Consider the following 16,273-nt stretch of genomic DNA (forward strand, 5'->3'; position numbering starts at 1 on the left):
CTCAGAACAGGAAATAGCGCTGCGCCATCGGCAGCACGCGCGCGGGCTCGCAGACCAGCAGCTCGCCATCGGCGCGCACCTCGTAGGTCTCGGCATCCACCTCGATGCGGGGAAGGTAATCGTTGAGCACCATGTCGCGCTTGGAAATGCCACCGCGCGTGTTCCGCACCGCCAGCAGCGGGCGCGACAGCCCCAGCTTCTCGCCGATCCCTGCGTCCAGCGCGATCTGCGACGTGAAGGTCACGGCCACCGCCGGCAGCGCCTTGCCGAAAGCGCCAAACATCGGGCGGTAATGCACCGGCTGCGGCGTGGGGATGGAAGCGTTGGGGTCGCCCATCGGCGCCATGACGATGGTGCCGCATTTCAGCACTAGGTCTGGCTTCACGCCGAAGAAGGCAGGGGCCCACAGCACGAGGTCGGCCAGCTTGCCCACCTCCACGCTGCCCACATGCTCCGCGATGCCCTGGGAAATGGCAGGGTTGATGGTGTACTTGGCGATGTAGCGACGGGCGCGCAGGTTGTCGTTATCGCCCACCTCACCGGGCAGGCGACCGCGCTGCTGCTTCATCTTGTGTGCGGTCTGCCAGGTGCGGATGATCACCTCGCCCACGCGGCCCATCGCCTGGCTGTCGGACGACATCATGGAAATGGCGCCGAGGTCGTGGAGGATGTCCTCGGCCGCTATTGTTTCGCGGCGGATGCGGCTTTCCGCGAATGCCACGTCCTCGGGAATCCGTGGGTCGAGGTGGTGGCACACCATGAGCATGTCGAGATGCTCATCCAGCGTGTTCACCGTGTAGGGCATGGTGGGGTTGGTGGAACTCGGCAGCACGTTCGGCTCGCCGACCAGGCGGAGGATGTCCGGCGCGTGGCCGCCGCCGGCCCCTTCCGTGTGAAAGGCCTGGATTGTGCGGCCGCCGATCGCCTTGATCGTGCTTTCGACGAAGCCGCTCTCGTTCAGCGTATCCGTGTGGATGGCGATCTGCACATCCAGCGCATCCGCCACGGCGAGGCAGGTGTCGATTGCCTTCGGTGTCGTCCCCCAGTCCTCGTGCAGCTTCAAACCGGCGGCGCCGGCCTGGATCTGCTCCTCCAGCCCACGCGGCAGCGCGGCATTGCCCTTGCCGAGGAAGCCGAGGTTCACCGGGAAGCCTTCGGCCGCCTGGAGCATGCGGGCAAGATGGAAGGCGCCGGGCGTCGCGGTGGTGGCGAGCGTGCCGTGAGCGGGACCGGTGCCGCCACCGAACATCGTCGTCACGCCAGAGGCCAGCGCGTGCTCGATCTGCTGCGGGCAGATGAAGTGGATGTGCACGTCGATCCCGCCCGCGGTCAGGATCTTGCCCTCGCCTGCGATGATTTCCGTGCCTGGACCTATGACGATGCCCACACCCGGTTGCGTGTCGGGATTCCCAGCCTTGCCAACCGCGGCGATCCGCCCGTCCCGTACGCCGACATCCGCCTTGTAGATGCCGGTGTGATCAAGGATCAGCGCGTTGGTGATGACGGTGTCCATTGCCCCGCCGTCCCGTCCGACCTGGGACTGTCCCATGCCGTCGCGGATCACCTTGCCACCGCCGAACTTCACCTCCTCGCCGTAGGTGGTGAAGTCGCGCTCAACCTCGATGACGATATCGGTATCGGCCAGCCGTACGCGGTCGCCCGTGGTCGGGCCGTACATGCCCGCGTAGGCCGAGCGGGAAAGGCGGACAGGCATGGCTACAGGGCTCCTTCCACGTCACCGCGGAAGCCGTGCACCACCCGCGCGCCTCCGCAGGGGATCAGTCGCACGGTGCGGCTCTGACCCGGCTCGAAGCGGACGGCGGTACCGGCGGCGATGTCCAGGCGCTGGCCGCGAGCTTTGTCACGGTCGAATAGCAAGGCGGGGTTCGCCTCGGCAAAGTGGTAGTGGCTGCCGACCTGCACGGGGCGGTCGCCGGTATTGGCGACATCCAGCTCCGTGACCGGGCGCCCGGCGTTCAGCTCGAGGTCGCCGCCAGCAGGAAAGATCTCTCCGGGGATCATGCTCGGTCTGCTAGCGGATCGGCGCGTGGACGGTGACAAGCTTCGTGCCGTCGGGGAAGGTGGCTTCCACCTGGATCTCTTGGATCATCTCGGCCACGCCCTCCATCACCTGGTCCCGCCCGACCACGCTCGCGCCGTCTCGCATCAGCTCGGCAACGGAGCGGCCATCGCGCGCCCCCTCCACCACGAAGTCGGTCACGAGCGCCACGGCCTCGGGGTAGTTCAGCCGCACGCCGCGTTCCAGCCGGCGGCGTGCCACGTTCGCCGCCATCGCAATCAGCAGCTTGTCCTTCTCGCGCGGCGTCAGCTGCATCCCGATCTCCCTGGCTGCCTCATTCCCTGGAACCGGGCCGGCAGCGAAGAATGCCCTCGGAACGAGACTATGGGGATGATCCTACGTGGTCCAGAGCCGCGGCAGCGTTGCCGGAAAGCCCAGCCAAGCCGCGCGCAGGAGCGGCACCGCCCCGGCCAGCCACCTCCGGACCTCAACTGCGGGGCCCAGCCAACGCAACAATGCAACACCCTCGCGCGGCAAGGTCGCCGCGCCGAGCGGCCCGGCCAGCTCGCGTAGGAGCGGCAGGTGGGCACTCACGTCCTGCCCAGCCAGCAACAGCGTCGCGAAGGCTCCCGCCCCGCCGAAGCCGAAACGGTCTTTCAATGCCGTCCCGGGCTCATCCAGCCGCGTCGCATCGATCCAACTTAATTTCCCCGCCACGCGCAGCCGCCACGCGTCATGTAACGCACCGCTCTCGAAGTACTCTCCTCGGGCAGATCGCCCGAAAACCAGCATCTCCGCTGCCAGGAGCCGCGCACACGAGGTCATCTCCACCTGCAGTCGTCGCTTCAACCGGGCGCCGTTGAACAGGATCGTTTCCTGCGGGAGCCACTCTAGCCGTGCACCCGCTTCGATCCTGAGCGAGGTCTGGATCACCGTTTCAGGTCCCAGCGACCGGTATATCTTCTCCGCCGCCGGCGTGCAGAGGGTGGCAGTGCCACCCTCACCCACCATTACCTCCAGGCTCAGGGCGTCGCCCCCCGCGAGCCCCCCGGCGGTGTTGACCAATGCTCCCAGCGGTGGCTCTCCCGCTTCCACGCGCGGGAACAGCACGCGCGACGGAGCCTGCTGGTACAGGTGCTTCAGGACGGTGTCGCCGCCGAGACGTCCGAAGCGAAGGTCGATCGCGCCGTCAGCACGTTGATGCGACGGAACAGCACACCCGGCAGCATGAGACAGCATCAAAATCCACTCTCCGGTAAGCCGGGTCGATCGCGCCCCGCGACTGATAGAGCCAGATCCCTGATCAGGCACAACCACCCGACCAGACGGCGTTGTGCAAGGAGCCGGTGCCGGCCCGAAAGGATCGACGGGCGGGCGGAGCCCGGCTGAACCGCCCTTGAGCGGAGTTCTCCCCGCTCCACCCCTTTTCAGCTGCCGATCGCCCTCGCCGCCGCAGTTTCCCGTTCCGGCACCTGGCCGCCCGGCTCCGGGATGACGCGCCAGAGGTCACCCGCGCGGAGAGCATCGTCTGGTCTGGACCTGGTCCCTGTCAGATGTTCGGCGCGGGGGAGCTTCGTTCACGCCGCGTGCTCCCCCTTCCGGCGAGGCCCTCTCCCAGCCCCTTCGCAACGTGACCGATCTCGCGAAAGCCCGGACAGCGTAGAGCTCAGATCTGTTCAGCATCAAAGAGGCGAAAGACTGCATCCGGGTACTGCGTCCAGCGCAGCCGGCTGGAGGAGGCCTGAAGGATGGCATCGAAATGGAGGAACAGCATCGGCGCATCCTCCACCAGCTTTGCCTGCGCCTGGCGGTAGAGCGCGGCGCGCGCATCGCGCGACGACTCCGAGCGGGCACGCTCCAGCAGTTCCGCGGCCTCGGCGCCGTCGTAGCCCGCGAAGTTGTTCGGGCCGCCCTTGGTGAAGTAGTTGTAGGTGTTGCCGTCCGGGTCGTAGCGGCCGCTCCAGGGCGCCATGCAAAGGTCGAAGTCGCGCTGCCGCAGCACCGTGATCAGGCTGGTCGGATCGATCTGGCGCACCTCGACCTTGAAGCCCGCAACCCCTGCCTGCGCCTGCAGCACCTGGGCGATCCGCACCAGTTGGGGTGAGTTGGTGACGGTGATCGTAACGGGCACGGGGGATGCCGCGCCCGCCTCGGTCAGCATCGCCTTGGCGCGCGTCGCGTCGAAGGGGATGCCCTTTTGCGCCTCGTCGAAAGCCCAGCCCACGGCAGGCGACAGCGGACCGTGCGAAACGCGGCCGGTGTTGAAGTACACCACGCGCTGGATCACCTCCGGGTCGATCGCGGCGGTAAAGGCGCGCCGCACCCGCGCGTCGTTGAAGGGCGCACGGGTGCAGTTGAAGGCGAAGGCGTTGAAGCCCAGGCTCGGCATTTGCGCCACGTGGACGTTGTTCTCGCGCGCCAGCGCCGCCACGGCCTGCGGCGGCACGCCGTCGATCAGCTGCAGGGTGCCGGAGCGCAGGTTGGCCAGCCGCACCGTCTCGTCGGGCAGCGGGCGATACACCAGCCGGTCGAAGTTCTTCGGGGCGCCCTGCCAGTAGCCATCGAACTTCTCGAGCACGAGCTCGGCATTCTTGGTCCAGCTCGCGAGCTTCCAGGGGCCGGCGCCCACGGCCTGGGCGGCGAAGTCGGCACCCAGCCGCTGTACCGCGGTGGGCGAGACCATCATGCCCGCCCGGTTGGTCAGCACCAGCGGCAGCGGCGCATAGGGCGCGCTCAGGGCGATCTCAAAGGTCCTTGGACCCGTTACCGTCACCTCCTTGAGCGGTCCGAAATCAGCGCGACGGATGGAGCCGGAGGACGGGTCCATGTAGCGGTCGATGTTGGCCTTGGCGGCCGCGGCGTCGAGGGGCGTACCGTCGTGAAAACGCAGGTTCTCGCGCAGCGTGAAGACGTAGCGCAGTGGGTCGGCCATCTCGACGCTGGCAAGGCCAGGCACAACGGAGCCGTCGGGACGCGCCACCAGCAGCGTTTCGTGCAGGTTGTAGAGAACCTGTGTTTCAAAGAACGAGGCGGAGAAGGCCGGGTCCAGCGTGACCGGGTCCGACACCACGCCGATGTTCAGCGTGCCGCCGGGCGCGGCTCGGGTGGCGGCACCCTGCGCGAAGGCGCCCCGCGCCGCGACCAGGGCTGGTGCGGCGAGCGTGGCGCCGAGCAGGGCGCGTCGTGTGTTGGCCATGGTGGCGTCTCCGTAGGGAACAGGTTGGCAGATCTGTGGCGAAGAAGTCCTAGTCGCGCGGGTCGAGGCGGTCGCGCAGCGCGTCGCCCAGGAGGTTGAAGCCCAGCACGGTGAGAAAGATTGCCGCCCCCGGGAACCAAGCGAGCCAAACGGCCTGGTCCAGGAAGCCCACGGCGTCGTGCAGCATGTTGCCCCAGGAGGGCGTCGGCGGCTGCACGCCCAGACCCAGGAAGGAAAGGTAGCTCTCGGTGATGATGGAAGAGGCCAGGAGCAGCGAGGCCTGTACCAGGATCGGCGACAGGGCGTTGGGCAGAACGCAGCGCAGGAGGATACTCACCTCGCCGAAGCCCAGGGCGCGCTCGGCCGATACGAAGTCGAGGTTGCGCAGCGCCAGCGCCTGCCCTCGCGCGACGCGCGCCAGCACCGGCAGGTTCACCGCCGCGATCGCGATCACGGTGACCGGCAGCGAGGCGCCCAGCGCCGCCGTGATACCCAGTGCCAGCAGAATGCCGGGAAACGCCAGCAGCACGTCCATGCAGCGCATCAGCGTGCCATCGGTCCAGCCGCCAACATAGCCCGCGACGAGGCCGATGGGCGTACCCAGCAGCAGCGCCGCGGCAACGCTCGACAGCCCCACCAGCAGCGACACGCGCGCGCCCTCGAGGATGCGCGAGAGCACATCGCGGCCGAGGTCGTCGGTTCCCAGCAAGTGCGTGGTGGAAGGAGCAGCCAGCGTTGCCAGGAAGTCGGGCTCGGCCGGCGCGTAACCACTCACTGCTGGTCCGAGCACCGCCGCCAGGAGCACCAGGAACACGAGCGCGACGCCGAGCAGGCTGCGCGGTTCGCGCAGCAGCCGCCACCAGGAAGAACGCTGTCCCGGTGCGAGCATGGCAGCGCTCATCGCCGTGCCCTCAGCCGCGGGTCAAGCACGGCGTAGAGCACGTCCGTGGCGAGGTTGACCAGCACGAACAGCGTGGCCGTCACCAGGATCGCGCCCTGCACCACGGGAAAGTCGCGCGCGAAGATCGCGTCCACCGTCAGCTTGCCGATGCCCGGCCAGGAAAACACACTCTCGGTGATCACCACGCCACCCAACAGCTGTCCGAGCTGAAGCCCGATCAGCGTCACCACCGGCAGCAGCGCGTTGCGCAGACCGTGACGCCAGATCACGCGCCGCCGCGACAGCCCCTTGGCTCGCGCCGTGCGGATGTAGTCGGCGCTCAGCACCTCGATCATCGCGGCGCGGGTCATGCGCATGGTGGCCGCAGCCATCGCAGCGCCCAGCGTAAGCGCCGGCAGCACGATATGGGCCAGTGCTGCGCCCGGATCTTCGAGGAAGGGCGCGTAGCCGGAGGAGGGCAGGAGCGGCAGGCCGATCGAGAGTGCCATGATCAGAAGGATGCCCAGCCAGAAGCTCGGCAGCGACAGCCCGCACAGCGCGATTACGGAGGCCGCGAGGTCGGCCGCGCTGTTGCGTCGCGCCGCCGCCACGATGCCGGCGGGAATGGCGATGACCAGCGACACCACGGTCGCCGCCAGGCCGAGCTGCAGCGTTGGTATCAGCGCGGCGCCGATCACCGCCGTCACCGGGCGGCCGGTTTGGATGGATCGGCCGAGGTCGCCCGTCAGCACCTGGCCGAACCACGCCAGGAAGCGTACCGGCAGCGGGTCGTCCAGCGCGTACTTGGCGCGCAGCGCGGCAATGGCGGTGGGGTCGGCCTCCAGCCCCAGCATCGCCGTCACCGGATCTCCCGGCACCATCGACAGCAGCGCGAAGGATAGTACGCAGAGGCCGAACAGCACTGGCAGGAGCGAAACCAGGCGGCCCAGGATCATGCGCATGGCGGGGCGGGTTCCCTCAGGCTTCCGTGGGCGCCGGGGCGCGGTCGCGAGCCCGACGATAAGCGGCGATGCGGGCCGCCACCGGCGTTGGCTCGGTCGGCCCGGCCGCCGTGTCGGTCGCGGCAGGCAGGCTCTCAGCGAACAGGCAGGCGGAGCCGTGGTTCGGCGCGATGAGGCGCAGCGGCGGATGCACACCCTCGGTGCAAACCGGGTGCGCGTCGGGGCAGCGGCCGTGGAAGCGGCAACCGGGCGGGAGAGCTGCGGGGTTGGGCGGCTCACCAGTCAGGGGCGCGTGAGTGCGGGCGCCGTCGGTGCGGGGCGCAGCCGCCAGCAGCGCACGGGTGTAAGGATGCCGGGGATCGCGAAAGAGCTGCGTGGTCGGGGCGGTTTCCACCAGCCGGCCCGAGTACATCACGGCCACCCGGTGCGCGAGGTGCCGCACCACCGCCAGGTCGTGGCTGATGAACAGCAGCGCCACGCCGGTGTCGCGCTGGAGATCCTGGAGCAGGTTCACGACCTGAGCCTGCACCGATACGTCGAGAGCCGAGACCGGCTCATCGCACACGATCACTTCGGGCTGGACGGACAGGGCGCGGGCAATGGCGACGCGCTGCCGCTGGCCGCCGCTGAACTGGTGTGGCAGGCGGTCGAGCTGGGCGGGCGATAGCCCCACCTGTTCCATCAGCGCGGCGGCCCGGCGCTCGGCCTCGCGCCCGTCACACAAGCCATGGAGTCGCATCGGGCGCACCAGCACGTCGCGTATACGCTGGCGCGGATCAAGCGACGCGAAGGGGTCCTGGAACACCACCTGGATGCGCCGCCGCATGGCGCGCAGAGCCCGACCCCGCAAGGCCCGCAGGTCGGTCCCGCCAAGGCGCAGTGCGCCTTCGTCGGCGTCCTGGAGGCGCAGGATCAGCCGTCCTAGCGTGCTCTTGCCGCAGCCGGACTCGCCCACCACCGCCAGGGTTTCTCCCTGGTTCAGGTACAGGTCCACGCCGTCCACCGCCACCATCCGCTGATTGCCGGGGAGCGGGAAGGTTTTGCGCAGCCCTTGCACGACGAGCAGCGGTTCTCGCCCGTGGGCCGGTTCGGTGGCTCCGGTCACGCGGCCAGCCCCGTTGCCAGCCTGTCCACCGGGGCGCGCCAGCAGGCGGCGCGATGGTTCGGCCCCATCTCGCGCAGCGGCGGCTGCTCCCGGCAGACCTCGGCTGCGAAAGGGCAGCGCGGAGCGAAGCGGCAGCCCGGCGGCGCGGTCCCGGGGGCGGGCATGCGGCCGGGAATGGGCTCCAACCGGTCTACCGTGCCCGACAGCGACGGCATCGCAGCCAATAGCGCAAGCGTGTAGGGGTGCTGCGCATCGCTGAACAACGTGGCGGCGGGCGCCTGCTCCACCACGCGACCGGCATACATTACCGCGACCTCGTCGGCGATCTCGGCCACCACGCCGAGATTGTGGGTGATAAAAAGGATTGCGGTGCCGGTGCGGTCCCGTAGTTCCAGCAGGAGGCGCAAGATCTGCGCCTGGATTGTCACGTCAAGGGCCGTGGTCGGTTCGTCCGCTATCAGCAGCCGAGGCTCGCAGGCCAAGGCCATGGCGATCATCACGCGCTGCCGTAGACCGCCGGAAAGCTCGTGCGGGAAGCTGTCGAGACGGCGCTCGGCGGCGGGCACCTGCACCTGTCGCAGTGCCGCGAGCGCGCGAGCGCGCGCCTCGGCCGCACTCAGCCCGCGGTGCACGCGCAGTGTTTCACCGATCTGATCGCCCACGGTGAAAACCGGGTTCAGCGAGGTCATGGGTTCTTGGAACACCATCGCCATGCGGTCGCCGCGCAGTCGGGTCATCGCCCGCTCATCCAGCGCGCGCAGGTCAGTGCCCTCGAACTCCAGCGCCTCGGCGGCAACCTCGTTGGCTCCTTCGGGCAGCAAGCGCATCAGCGCCATGGCGGACACGCTCTTGCCCGAGCCGGACTCCCCCACGACGCAGAGGATGCGGCCCCGGTCCAGGCGCAGCGACACGTCCTCGACCACCCGCACCCTGCGGCCCGGGGGACCGAGTGAAACGGTCATCCCCTCCATCCGCAGGACGGGATGCGGCGCAGCGGCGATGGTGCCTGTCAGCCCGGCCGCCATCACTCGGCCACCAAGGGGTGAAGCTCGGCTGCGGTGGGTAGTGCCAGGAAGGCGCCCGGACGTGCCACGGCCAGCGCCGCAGCTTGTTGCGCCACCGCAGCAGCGGTGATGGCACTCCGCCCCACGGCCAGCAGCGCTGCAAGAACGCCGCAGAAGGTGTCGCCCGCCCCGCTGGTGTCCACGACGCTGGTGGCCGAGGCAGGAAGGTGGTGCACCGTGCCTTCCCCGGACAGGAGACAGCCATCGCCGCCCAACGTCACCACCACGGTTTCTGCGCCCAGCGCGCGCAGCGCCTGCACCGCTGCGGGCCCGTTCGTGCCGGTCAGGTCCCGCGCTTCCACCGCATTGGCGACCACCACGTCGCAGCGCCCGAGCACGGCGTGCGCCGCCTCCCCCGCCAGAGCGGGTTCCAGCGGCGCGGTGTTCAGCATCACCCGCGCTCCGCGCGATGCGGCGGCCTCGATCGCGGCCAGCGTGGCGGCAGTGCCGAGATTGCCCTGTAGCAACAGCCAGTCACCGGCATCGAGCCTTTCGGCGAAGCTGACCGCCGCGGCGACGGGAAAGCCTGCCGCGCAGGCGCCGGAAGTGACGATGCTGTTTTCCCCACCGAGCGAGACCAGCAGCACCGACAGGTCCGTCGCCACCGCAGTCGGACGCAAGTCCAGATCCACGAAGCGTTCCGCCTGAAGGCGATGAGCAATCTCCCGGCCCTCGCCGTCGTCGCCGATCGGGGCGCAGAACGCCACGGGCAGCAACCCGGTACGCGCAGCCACCGTGGCCTGGTTCAGTCCCTTGCCGCCGGGCGCGCGGGACGCGGCACCGCCCACCAGCGTTTCCCCGGCCTCTGGCAGGCGCGGGACCGGCAGGCTGATGTCCAGCCCCGCATTGCCGAGGACGAGGAGGCGGCTCACGCGCCAGCCTTGCCGGCGCTGGTGCCGTCCGCCGGCGGGCGGGCGCGGTCGGCCTCAAGCATGAAGCTGCGCAAACGTTCCGGATCCACCGGGTTCCACCACACGCCGTCACGCTTCAGGTAACTCGCCACGATCACGCCGTCCGCGGCGGCGAAGATGTCGCCCACGTTGTCCGGGGTGACACCGGAGCCGATCACCACCGGCAGCGCCGTGCCGTCGCCGATGGTGCGGATCTCCTCCATGGTGGCGGCGTCACCGGTGCGCTGGCCGGTGGCGATGGCCACGTCGGCATCGAAGAACTCCACGTCGCGCGCCAGTTCCGGGATCGAGCGGTCGCCGGTGATGGCATGCGCCCCGTGCTTGACGTGGACGTCGGCGAAAATCTTCACCGTGCGAGCATGCAGTTGTGCCCGGTAACGGGTTGCGAGCGCCGCAGGACCTTCCACGAAGCCCTCGTTGGCGATGTAGGCATTGGCCCATTGATTGACGCGCACGAAGCTGGCGCCGGACGCCTTGGCCACCGCCAGCGCCTGGAGCGCGCCATTGGCAAGCACGTTGACGCCGGTCACCAGTCCAGCGGCGCGTCGCACCGCCTCGGTCATCACCGCCATGCAGGCGGCGGTTTCGGGACCCAGGTGTTCGGGCTTGCTGAAGGGAATGTCGCCGTGGTTCTCGACGATCAGCCCGTCCACACCGCCGTCGCGGTACCGCAGCGCCTCGGCCACCGCGAAGCCGGTGATCTCCTCCATCGGCTGGCCATCGTAGCCCGGGCTGCCGGGGAGCGGCAGCGAGTGGATCACGCCGATCACCGCTTTGCGGCGGCCGAACAGCGCCTCGATCGCGTGGGGCTTGGGGCGAAAAACGGGCTTGGCGGGCATCAGTGGGTGCCCTCCCCGTCCTGCCGCATCGGACTCTGCCGCGTGACCCAGGCCAGGGCGTTGCGCCACAGCCGCGCGTAGCCGGGCCAGCGCACGAAGTCGTCGGGCAGCCAGTGCGGCCCGATGTCGGAGGTCCAGGCCAGGGTCCGCCCCTGCCCATGCTGTCCGGTCACCAGCAGCGGATGGCCGCCCTCCTCCTCCGGTAGCCTCGCCAGGACCTCGACCTCCGGCCCCTCGCGCAACACCACTTCGTTGGCGCCGAGCAGCAAGGGCCACTCGCCGTCCAGGCCGTTGAGGATCGGGTGCTCCCGGTTGCCGGTGATGTGCGGGCGGAAGCCTTGGGGCACCTCGAGGCGGTCATCGTAGGGTAGGCAGGTGACGGGCAGCGCATCCTCCACCGGGGTACGGTGCCAGCGACCACGGCCATCGATGCCCTGGAAGGTCAGGTACCCACCGATCATCATCAGACCGCCGCCCTCCGCCGTCCAATCGCGGATCAGTTTCAGCCGGTTAGGCGTGGGCTTGCCGTTCAACCAGACCGAGGGCGGCAGCAGCAGCGTGTTGGCGCCTATGTCGGACAGGATGATCGCGCGATAGCGGCGCAGTTCCTCCAGCGAGAAGGGAAAACCTTCCGCAGCCTCGTGCGCGGTCATGTAGGTCAGGTTGAACTCGCTGTCCCGCAGCGCCTCCACCAGCGGTTCCGCCCCTTTGTGGAAGGTGACGCTGCCGAACTGGTCGAAGCCCTTGTAGTGCGTGGCGGCGCTCACCCAGCTTTCCCCTACCAGCAGAACCTCGGTGCGTGACATTCAGGCGACTCCCGATACGGCTTTGTTTCTGGTGGTGCTACGAGGGCGGCTCGGCGTTGCCACTGAGGCACGCTCGATCAGTTCTACTGGCACGCGCCGCGGTTGCTCCGGCACCGGCTGGCCGGCAATGTGATCGAGAAGTGCCCCGACGCCGCAGGAGCCGATCTCTGCCACCGGCTGCCGTATCGCAGTCAGCGGCGGGCTCAGCAGGTGCAATGGCCCGACATCGTCGAACGCCACCAAGGACAGGTCAGTTGGCAGGCGCACCGACAGCTTGCGGGCGGCTGCGAGGACGCCCAGCGCCGTCTCGTCGCTGGTGGCGAAGGCCGCCGTAGCCGGCCAGGCCGCCTGCAGCATGCGCTCGGCTGCGTCCTGACCCTGCGCCGCCCCGTAGTCATCATAGCTTTCGAACACGATCTGCGCGGAGGAGCCACTAGACCGCACGGTTTCCGCGAAACCGCTGAAGCGTTCCACGGTGCTGAGCAGCCCGCGTGGGCCGCCAAGAAACGCCAGCCGGCGATGCCCAGCAGCCAGCAGGTGCTCCGCGGCCAGAACGCCGCCGCGGTAATTCTCGGCGAAGACCCGAGGCGCTTCGACGCCTGGTACGTCCTCATCCAACAACACGACCTTGCCAACGTCGCCGATGGCCTGGGCGAGGGCACCGTCATCGGCATGGTTGGTGACGAAGAGCAATCCGTCGGCATAGTCGCGTCCAAGGCGCGACAGCTCGTGCAACTCATGGCTCAAGCGGTTGCGGGTAGCGCAAACCAGGAGGTCGGTACCCCTTTCCTCGGCCGCACGCTCCACCGCGTCCACCAGAAGAGCAAAGAACGGGTTAGCGATGTCGGGCACGATGAGCCCAATGGTGTCCGTCCGCCCACGGCTTAGGCGTCGCGCATGGGGATTGGGACGATAGTTTAACAACGCAACTGCCTCTTTGATGCGGCGCGCGGTGTCCGGCGGCAGATCCAGCGTCCCGTTGAGAAAGCGAGATACTGCGGCCACAGACAGGCCGCTCTCGCGCGCAACGTCCCGCAACCTGACGGTGGGCTGCCTCGCCCCGGATCGGGAATTCTGCGTCCTCAACTGCTTTCCAGTAAAACGGTTTACAAACGATATTCAATGCGTACGCGGCGTCAAGCGCCAAATCTCCTGAAATCTTCTCAGGCGGCAATGACGGCTCGGAGGCTTATCCCCCTTCACTTCCCTTCGCGGGCTTTCGGCCGCGAGCCTGCGCAGCGACCCAGCGTGCATTTCCATCGCTGTTCCGCCTGGAGCGTTTGGAACTGGCGGGCCAGCAGCCGGTCAGCCCGGAAACAAGCCTTGTTCTCCCCAGCATAGCGCAGCGCATCCTGCCATCGCAGCTGCAGGAGTGCCGCTTACAAGATATCCTTATGGAGCCAGGTTTTGCGGCCATTCGGCAGGACGGTGTGATCCGGGCAGATCCGGCCCGCAGCCGTGTGGCAGATCTACTCCAGACTCCTATCAACACGGCGCTGTTAATCCGTGAGGCGAGAATTGCTGCACGGGATTCTACCATGCTCGTTCTGAGCAGCGTTTGGTACCGACCTGAACAGGATCTGGATTACGAGATCCACAGCTGACAGACTTCAAAGACTGTGGGCTCGCATCTGACGGGATAATGGATTTTACTTACCTCCTTTCACGGCGACGGCCTCGACGTGACAGATCAGCCTTCTATTACGACCACCGTCACAGCATGGACCGTGTTGAGCTTGCACGCGGATACCGTCACCCCCGGTAAGCGTGGCCATCAGGGGCAGAAGCGCCGCAGTCACTGCGGCTCTTTGCGCGGCGATACGTCACACAGCGGTCGCCTTGGAAACCTCGAAGCCCATCTCGAGGTGACTCCCGGAGGAGAATGCTCCCTCGTACTCGCCGAAGGGTGCGAGGGCGACGATGCGATCGTTCCCACTGCGGAGAGTGACGCGCAGGTGCGAGCCGAGAAAGGTCGCTTCCTCCACTGTCGCTGATCTGCGATGCATGCCGTCGTGTATATTCTTGCCCAGCATGACGTCCTCAGGCCGGACAGCCAGCGTGCGCCCTTCGAGTTCCACGAAGTTGCAATCGCCCAGGAAGGACGCCACGAAGCGGTTGGCAGGGCGGCGATAAAGCGCCTGGGGCGACCCGACCTGTTCGATCCGTCCTGCATCCAGCACCACGATCAGGTCGGACATGTGCAGCGCTTCCTCCTGATCGTGGGTGACGAACAGGATGGTGACGCCGAGCCGCGCCTGAAGCCGCTTGATCTCGCTTTGCAGGCTGCTGCGCAGGTTCTTGTCCAGAGCGCCCAGCGGCTCGTCCATCAAGAGGAGATCTGGCCGGATCACCAGCGCGCGGGCCAGGGCCACGCGCTGCTGCTGCCCACCCGAGAGCTGGCGCGGATAACGTCCCGCCAGGGGCGCGAGCCCCACCATCTCCAGCGCCTCAGCCACCCGCGCGGCAGCCTCAGCCTTGGGCACCCGGCGCATGGAAAGACCGAAGGCAACGTTGTCCTGCACCGACATGTGCGGGAACAGGGCGTAGTTCTGGAACACCATTCCGATGTTGCGACGGTTCACGGGCACGTGGCTGATGTCGCGGCCGCCGAGCCGGATGGCGCCGCCATCCAGCACCTCGAAGCCTGCGATCAGCTTCAGCAGCGTGGTCTTGCCCGAGCCCGACGCCCCGAGCAACGTGCAGAAGCTACCGCCCGGCACCGCGAGCGAGAAGTCCCGAAGGATCTGCGTCGGTCCGTAGGATTTGCGGACGCGGTCGATTTCCACCGACTGCCCCTGCGTCGGAGCATCGTTCATCGAGCGCGCCTTTGCAGTACGAGGTTGGTAAGAAGCACGGCCAAGGTGAACAGAACGATCAGCGCCGCGACCGCCGTGATGGTCGGGTTGATCTCATGCGCCACGCCTTCGTACATCAGCTTCGGCAGCGTGCGGCTGCGGACATTGGTCAGGAACAGCGCCAGCACCACGTCGTCGAAGCTGGTGATGAAGGCGAAGACGGCGCCGGCCAGGATGCCGGGCAGAATGGCCGGCAGCAGCACGCGACGGAACATGGCGGGCCAGCTGGCACCCAGGCCCAGGGCGGCGAGTTCCAGGTTGCGGTCGAAGCCCCGCAGGGCCGCGCGCACCGTGATGACCACGAAGGGCGCCGCCATGACGACGTGCCCGAGGCCCAATGCCCAATGGCCGCCGATCAGCCCCCAGGGTGCCAGGAGATAGAAGAGCCCGACCGCCAGGATGATCTGCGGCACGATCATGGGCAGGATGAACAGGGTTTCCAGCAACCGGCCAAGGGGTCCACGCAGCCGTGACAGGGCGAGTGCCGCGGCGGTTCCCAGGGTGGTCGCCCCCAGTACGGCGATCCCGGCCACCTGGAGGGAATTCCACAGCGAGGCGATCCACTGGGGACGGTTGAAGAACTCCTCGTACCAGCGCAGCGAAAAGTTGCTCGGCGGGAAACTCAGGAAGGGTGAGGAGCCGAGGCTCATCGGAAAAACGATCAGGATGGGCGCCAGCAGGAACAGCACCACGGCCACGCCGGCCATCACCAGGACCCAGCCCCCCGCCGAGCGGCCGCGAGAGCCGACGGCGAAGGGCGTGGCCGCCACCGGTGCCGAGCTGTCGCCCAGCAGCTTCTCCAACCCGAAGACGACCTGAAACAGCGAGAACACCAGCAGCGTCGCGCCCAGCACCGCCACCGACAGGGCTGCCGCCAGTCCCCAGTTCAGCTGCTCGCTGATGTTGAAGGCGATGAGCTGGGCGATCATGGTCTGCGCCGGACCGCCCATCAGCGCGGGCGTGACGTAGTAGCCGAGCGCGTTCATGAAGACGATCGTGGCACCCGCCAGCATCCCCGGCGCGGTCAGCGGCAGGAACAGCCGCCGGCACAGCGACCATGGGCCAGCCCCGAGCGTCTCGGCTGCGTGCACGAGGTTCGCATCGATGCCACGGAACGCGCTGTAGAGCGGCAGCACCACGAAGGGCATCAGCACGTGGCTCATGCCGATCAGGACGCCGGACATGTTGTACACGAAGGCGATGGGCTGCGCGGTCAGTCCGCCTTCGGTGAGCAGAGTGTTCAGCGCACCGTTGCGCTGAAGCAGGATGATCCAGGCGGTGGTGCGCACCAGCGAGCTGGTCCAGAACGGCAGCAGCACGCACAACGTCAACAGGCGCGTGACGCGCGGCGGCACCGTGGCCATCAGGTAGGCCACAGGATAGGCGAGCACCACCGAGATCAGCGTCACCAGCGCCGCGATCTCGAAGGTGGTCGCGAGCGCGACGCGGTAGGCCGGAACGGAGGCGGCGCGCAGGTAGTGCTCCCAGGGCCCCGTGGCACCCGCGAAGCTGAGTGACAGCAGCCGGCCGACCGGAAGGAAGAAGAAGATCACCAGGAACAGCAGCAGGGGCAGCACGAGCCACCCCAGCCGCCGTCCCGGCAGGCCGGCAGGAAGCGCGACGATCGCCATGCCG

General features: G+C 68.0%; 16 protein-coding genes. 1 reads left to right on the forward strand and 15 read right to left on the reverse strand.

Annotated elements, in window-relative coordinates; translation table 11 throughout:
* Nucleotide 1 precedes the first annotated feature (1 nt).
* The 13 genes from ureC to ACFFGY_RS02305 all read right to left on the reverse strand — a co-directional run bounded on the left by ureC (nucleotide 2) and on the right by ACFFGY_RS02305 (nucleotide 12,869).
* Nucleotides 2-1,714: an urease subunit alpha gene (ureC, locus tag ACFFGY_RS02245; RefSeq protein WP_377042744.1), complete on the reverse strand. Its 1,713-nt coding sequence runs from the start codon at nucleotides 1,712-1,714 to the stop codon at nucleotides 2-4.
* A 2-nt stretch (nucleotides 1,715-1,716) separates the two neighbouring features.
* Nucleotides 1,717-2,022, reverse strand: coding sequence for an urease subunit beta (locus ACFFGY_RS02250; protein ID WP_377042745.1), 306 nt, complete (start codon nucleotides 2,020-2,022; stop codon nucleotides 1,717-1,719).
* A gap of 10 nt (nucleotides 2,023-2,032) precedes the next feature.
* Nucleotides 2,033-2,335, reverse strand: a complete 303-nt coding sequence (locus ACFFGY_RS02255; RefSeq protein WP_377042746.1) for an urease subunit gamma — start codon at nucleotides 2,333-2,335, stop codon at nucleotides 2,033-2,035.
* An 81-nt stretch (nucleotides 2,336-2,416) separates the two neighbouring features.
* Complete coding sequence (locus tag ACFFGY_RS02260) at nucleotides 2,417-3,259, reverse strand: urease accessory protein UreD (RefSeq protein ID WP_377042747.1); 843 nt, start codon at nucleotides 3,257-3,259, stop codon at nucleotides 2,417-2,419.
* 427 nt (nucleotides 3,260-3,686) lie between these two features.
* Nucleotides 3,687-5,216, reverse strand: a complete 1,530-nt coding sequence (locus ACFFGY_RS02265) for an ABC transporter substrate-binding protein (protein ID WP_377042748.1) — start codon at nucleotides 5,214-5,216, stop codon at nucleotides 3,687-3,689.
* Nucleotides 5,217-5,265: 49 nt separating this feature from the next.
* Complete coding sequence (locus ACFFGY_RS02270) at nucleotides 5,266-6,117, reverse strand: ABC transporter permease (RefSeq protein WP_377042749.1); 852 nt, start codon at nucleotides 6,115-6,117, stop codon at nucleotides 5,266-5,268.
* Nucleotides 6,114-7,058: an ABC transporter permease gene (locus tag ACFFGY_RS02275; protein WP_377042750.1), complete on the reverse strand. Its 945-nt coding sequence runs from the start codon at nucleotides 7,056-7,058 to the stop codon at nucleotides 6,114-6,116. Before ACFFGY_RS02275 ends, ACFFGY_RS02270 begins: the two co-directional genes overlap by 4 nt.
* Before the next feature lie 16 nt (nucleotides 7,059-7,074).
* The gene (locus ACFFGY_RS02280; protein WP_377042751.1) at nucleotides 7,075-8,163 is read right to left on the reverse strand and encodes an ABC transporter ATP-binding protein; all 1,089 of its coding nucleotides are present in this window, start codon (nucleotides 8,161-8,163) and stop codon (nucleotides 7,075-7,077) included.
* The gene (locus ACFFGY_RS02285) at nucleotides 8,160-9,188 is read right to left on the reverse strand and encodes an ABC transporter ATP-binding protein (RefSeq protein WP_377042752.1); all 1,029 of its coding nucleotides are present in this window, start codon (nucleotides 9,186-9,188) and stop codon (nucleotides 8,160-8,162) included. Before ACFFGY_RS02285 ends, ACFFGY_RS02280 begins: the two co-directional genes overlap by 4 nt.
* Entirely contained in the window at nucleotides 9,188-10,099 is a 912-nt protein-coding gene (locus ACFFGY_RS02290) for a PfkB family carbohydrate kinase (RefSeq protein ID WP_377042753.1), read from the reverse strand. The genes ACFFGY_RS02285 and ACFFGY_RS02290 overlap by 1 nt, the downstream gene beginning before the upstream one ends.
* Nucleotides 10,096-10,977, reverse strand: a complete 882-nt coding sequence (locus ACFFGY_RS02295) for a BtpA/SgcQ family protein (protein ID WP_377042754.1) — start codon at nucleotides 10,975-10,977, stop codon at nucleotides 10,096-10,098. Before ACFFGY_RS02295 ends, ACFFGY_RS02290 begins: the two co-directional genes overlap by 4 nt.
* On the reverse strand, nucleotides 10,977-11,783 hold the full coding sequence (locus ACFFGY_RS02300) for a glutamine amidotransferase (protein WP_377042755.1): 807 nt from the start codon (nucleotides 11,781-11,783) through the stop codon (nucleotides 10,977-10,979). The genes ACFFGY_RS02295 and ACFFGY_RS02300 overlap by 1 nt, the downstream gene beginning before the upstream one ends.
* The gene (locus tag ACFFGY_RS02305) at nucleotides 11,784-12,869 is read right to left on the reverse strand and encodes a LacI family DNA-binding transcriptional regulator (protein WP_377042757.1); all 1,086 of its coding nucleotides are present in this window, start codon (nucleotides 12,867-12,869) and stop codon (nucleotides 11,784-11,786) included.
* Nucleotides 12,870-13,054: 185 nt separating this feature from the next.
* Here ACFFGY_RS02305 and ACFFGY_RS02310 point away from each other — a divergent pair, with 185 nt between their 5' ends.
* The gene (locus ACFFGY_RS02310; RefSeq protein WP_377043194.1) at nucleotides 13,055-13,387 is read left to right on the forward strand and encodes a UTRA domain-containing protein; all 333 of its coding nucleotides are present in this window, start codon (nucleotides 13,055-13,057) and stop codon (nucleotides 13,385-13,387) included.
* Between the two features lie 219 nt (nucleotides 13,388-13,606).
* On the opposite strand, the gene ACFFGY_RS02315 is transcribed toward ACFFGY_RS02310, so the two are convergent.
* Both ACFFGY_RS02315 and ACFFGY_RS02320 read right to left on the reverse strand, forming a co-directional pair.
* On the reverse strand, nucleotides 13,607-14,599 hold the full coding sequence (locus ACFFGY_RS02315; RefSeq protein ID WP_377042758.1) for an ABC transporter ATP-binding protein: 993 nt from the start codon (nucleotides 14,597-14,599) through the stop codon (nucleotides 13,607-13,609).
* Nucleotides 14,596-16,269, reverse strand: a complete 1,674-nt coding sequence (locus ACFFGY_RS02320) for an ABC transporter permease subunit (protein ID WP_377042759.1) — start codon at nucleotides 16,267-16,269, stop codon at nucleotides 14,596-14,598. The genes ACFFGY_RS02315 and ACFFGY_RS02320 overlap by 4 nt, the downstream gene beginning before the upstream one ends.
* Nucleotides 16,270-16,273 lie beyond the last annotated feature (4 nt).

The sequence above is a fragment of the Roseomonas elaeocarpi genome, assembly GCF_042433915.1.
In the GTDB taxonomy this organism is placed as follows: Bacteria; Pseudomonadota; Alphaproteobacteria; order Acetobacterales; family Acetobacteraceae; genus Roseomonas; species Roseomonas elaeocarpi.

Bases quoted from the DNA above. Each gene is read 5' to 3' on its own strand.
- ureC (WP_377042744.1), bottom strand. From the start codon at position 1,714: ATGCCTGTCCGCCTTTCCCGCTCGGCCTACGCGGGCATGTACGGCCCG.
- ACFFGY_RS02295 (WP_377042754.1), bottom strand. From the start codon at position 10,977: ATGCCCGCCAAGCCCGTTTTTCGCCCCAAGCCCCACGCGATCGAGGCG.
- ACFFGY_RS02260 (WP_377042747.1), bottom strand. From the start codon at position 3,259: ATGCTGTCTCATGCTGCCGGGTGTGCTGTTCCGTCGCATCAACGTGCT.
- ACFFGY_RS02300 (WP_377042755.1), bottom strand. From the start codon at position 11,783: ATGTCACGCACCGAGGTTCTGCTGGTAGGGGAAAGCTGGGTGAGCGCC.
- ACFFGY_RS02250 (WP_377042745.1), bottom strand. From the start codon at position 2,022: ATGATCCCCGGAGAGATCTTTCCTGCTGGCGGCGACCTCGAGCTGAAC.
- ACFFGY_RS02265 (WP_377042748.1), bottom strand. From the start codon at position 5,216: ATGGCCAACACACGACGCGCCCTGCTCGGCGCCACGCTCGCCGCACCA.
- ACFFGY_RS02315 (WP_377042758.1), bottom strand. From the start codon at position 14,599: ATGAACGATGCTCCGACGCAGGGGCAGTCGGTGGAAATCGACCGCGTC.
- ACFFGY_RS02275 (WP_377042750.1), bottom strand. From the start codon at position 7,058: ATGCGCATGATCCTGGGCCGCCTGGTTTCGCTCCTGCCAGTGCTGTTC.
- ACFFGY_RS02285 (WP_377042752.1), bottom strand. From the start codon at position 9,188: ATGGCGGCCGGGCTGACAGGCACCATCGCCGCTGCGCCGCATCCCGTC.
- ACFFGY_RS02270 (WP_377042749.1), bottom strand. From the start codon at position 6,117: ATGAGCGCTGCCATGCTCGCACCGGGACAGCGTTCTTCCTGGTGGCGG.
- ACFFGY_RS02255 (WP_377042746.1), bottom strand. From the start codon at position 2,335: ATGCAGCTGACGCCGCGCGAGAAGGACAAGCTGCTGATTGCGATGGCG.
- ACFFGY_RS02320 (WP_377042759.1), bottom strand. From the start codon at position 16,269: ATGGCGATCGTCGCGCTTCCTGCCGGCCTGCCGGGACGGCGGCTGGGG.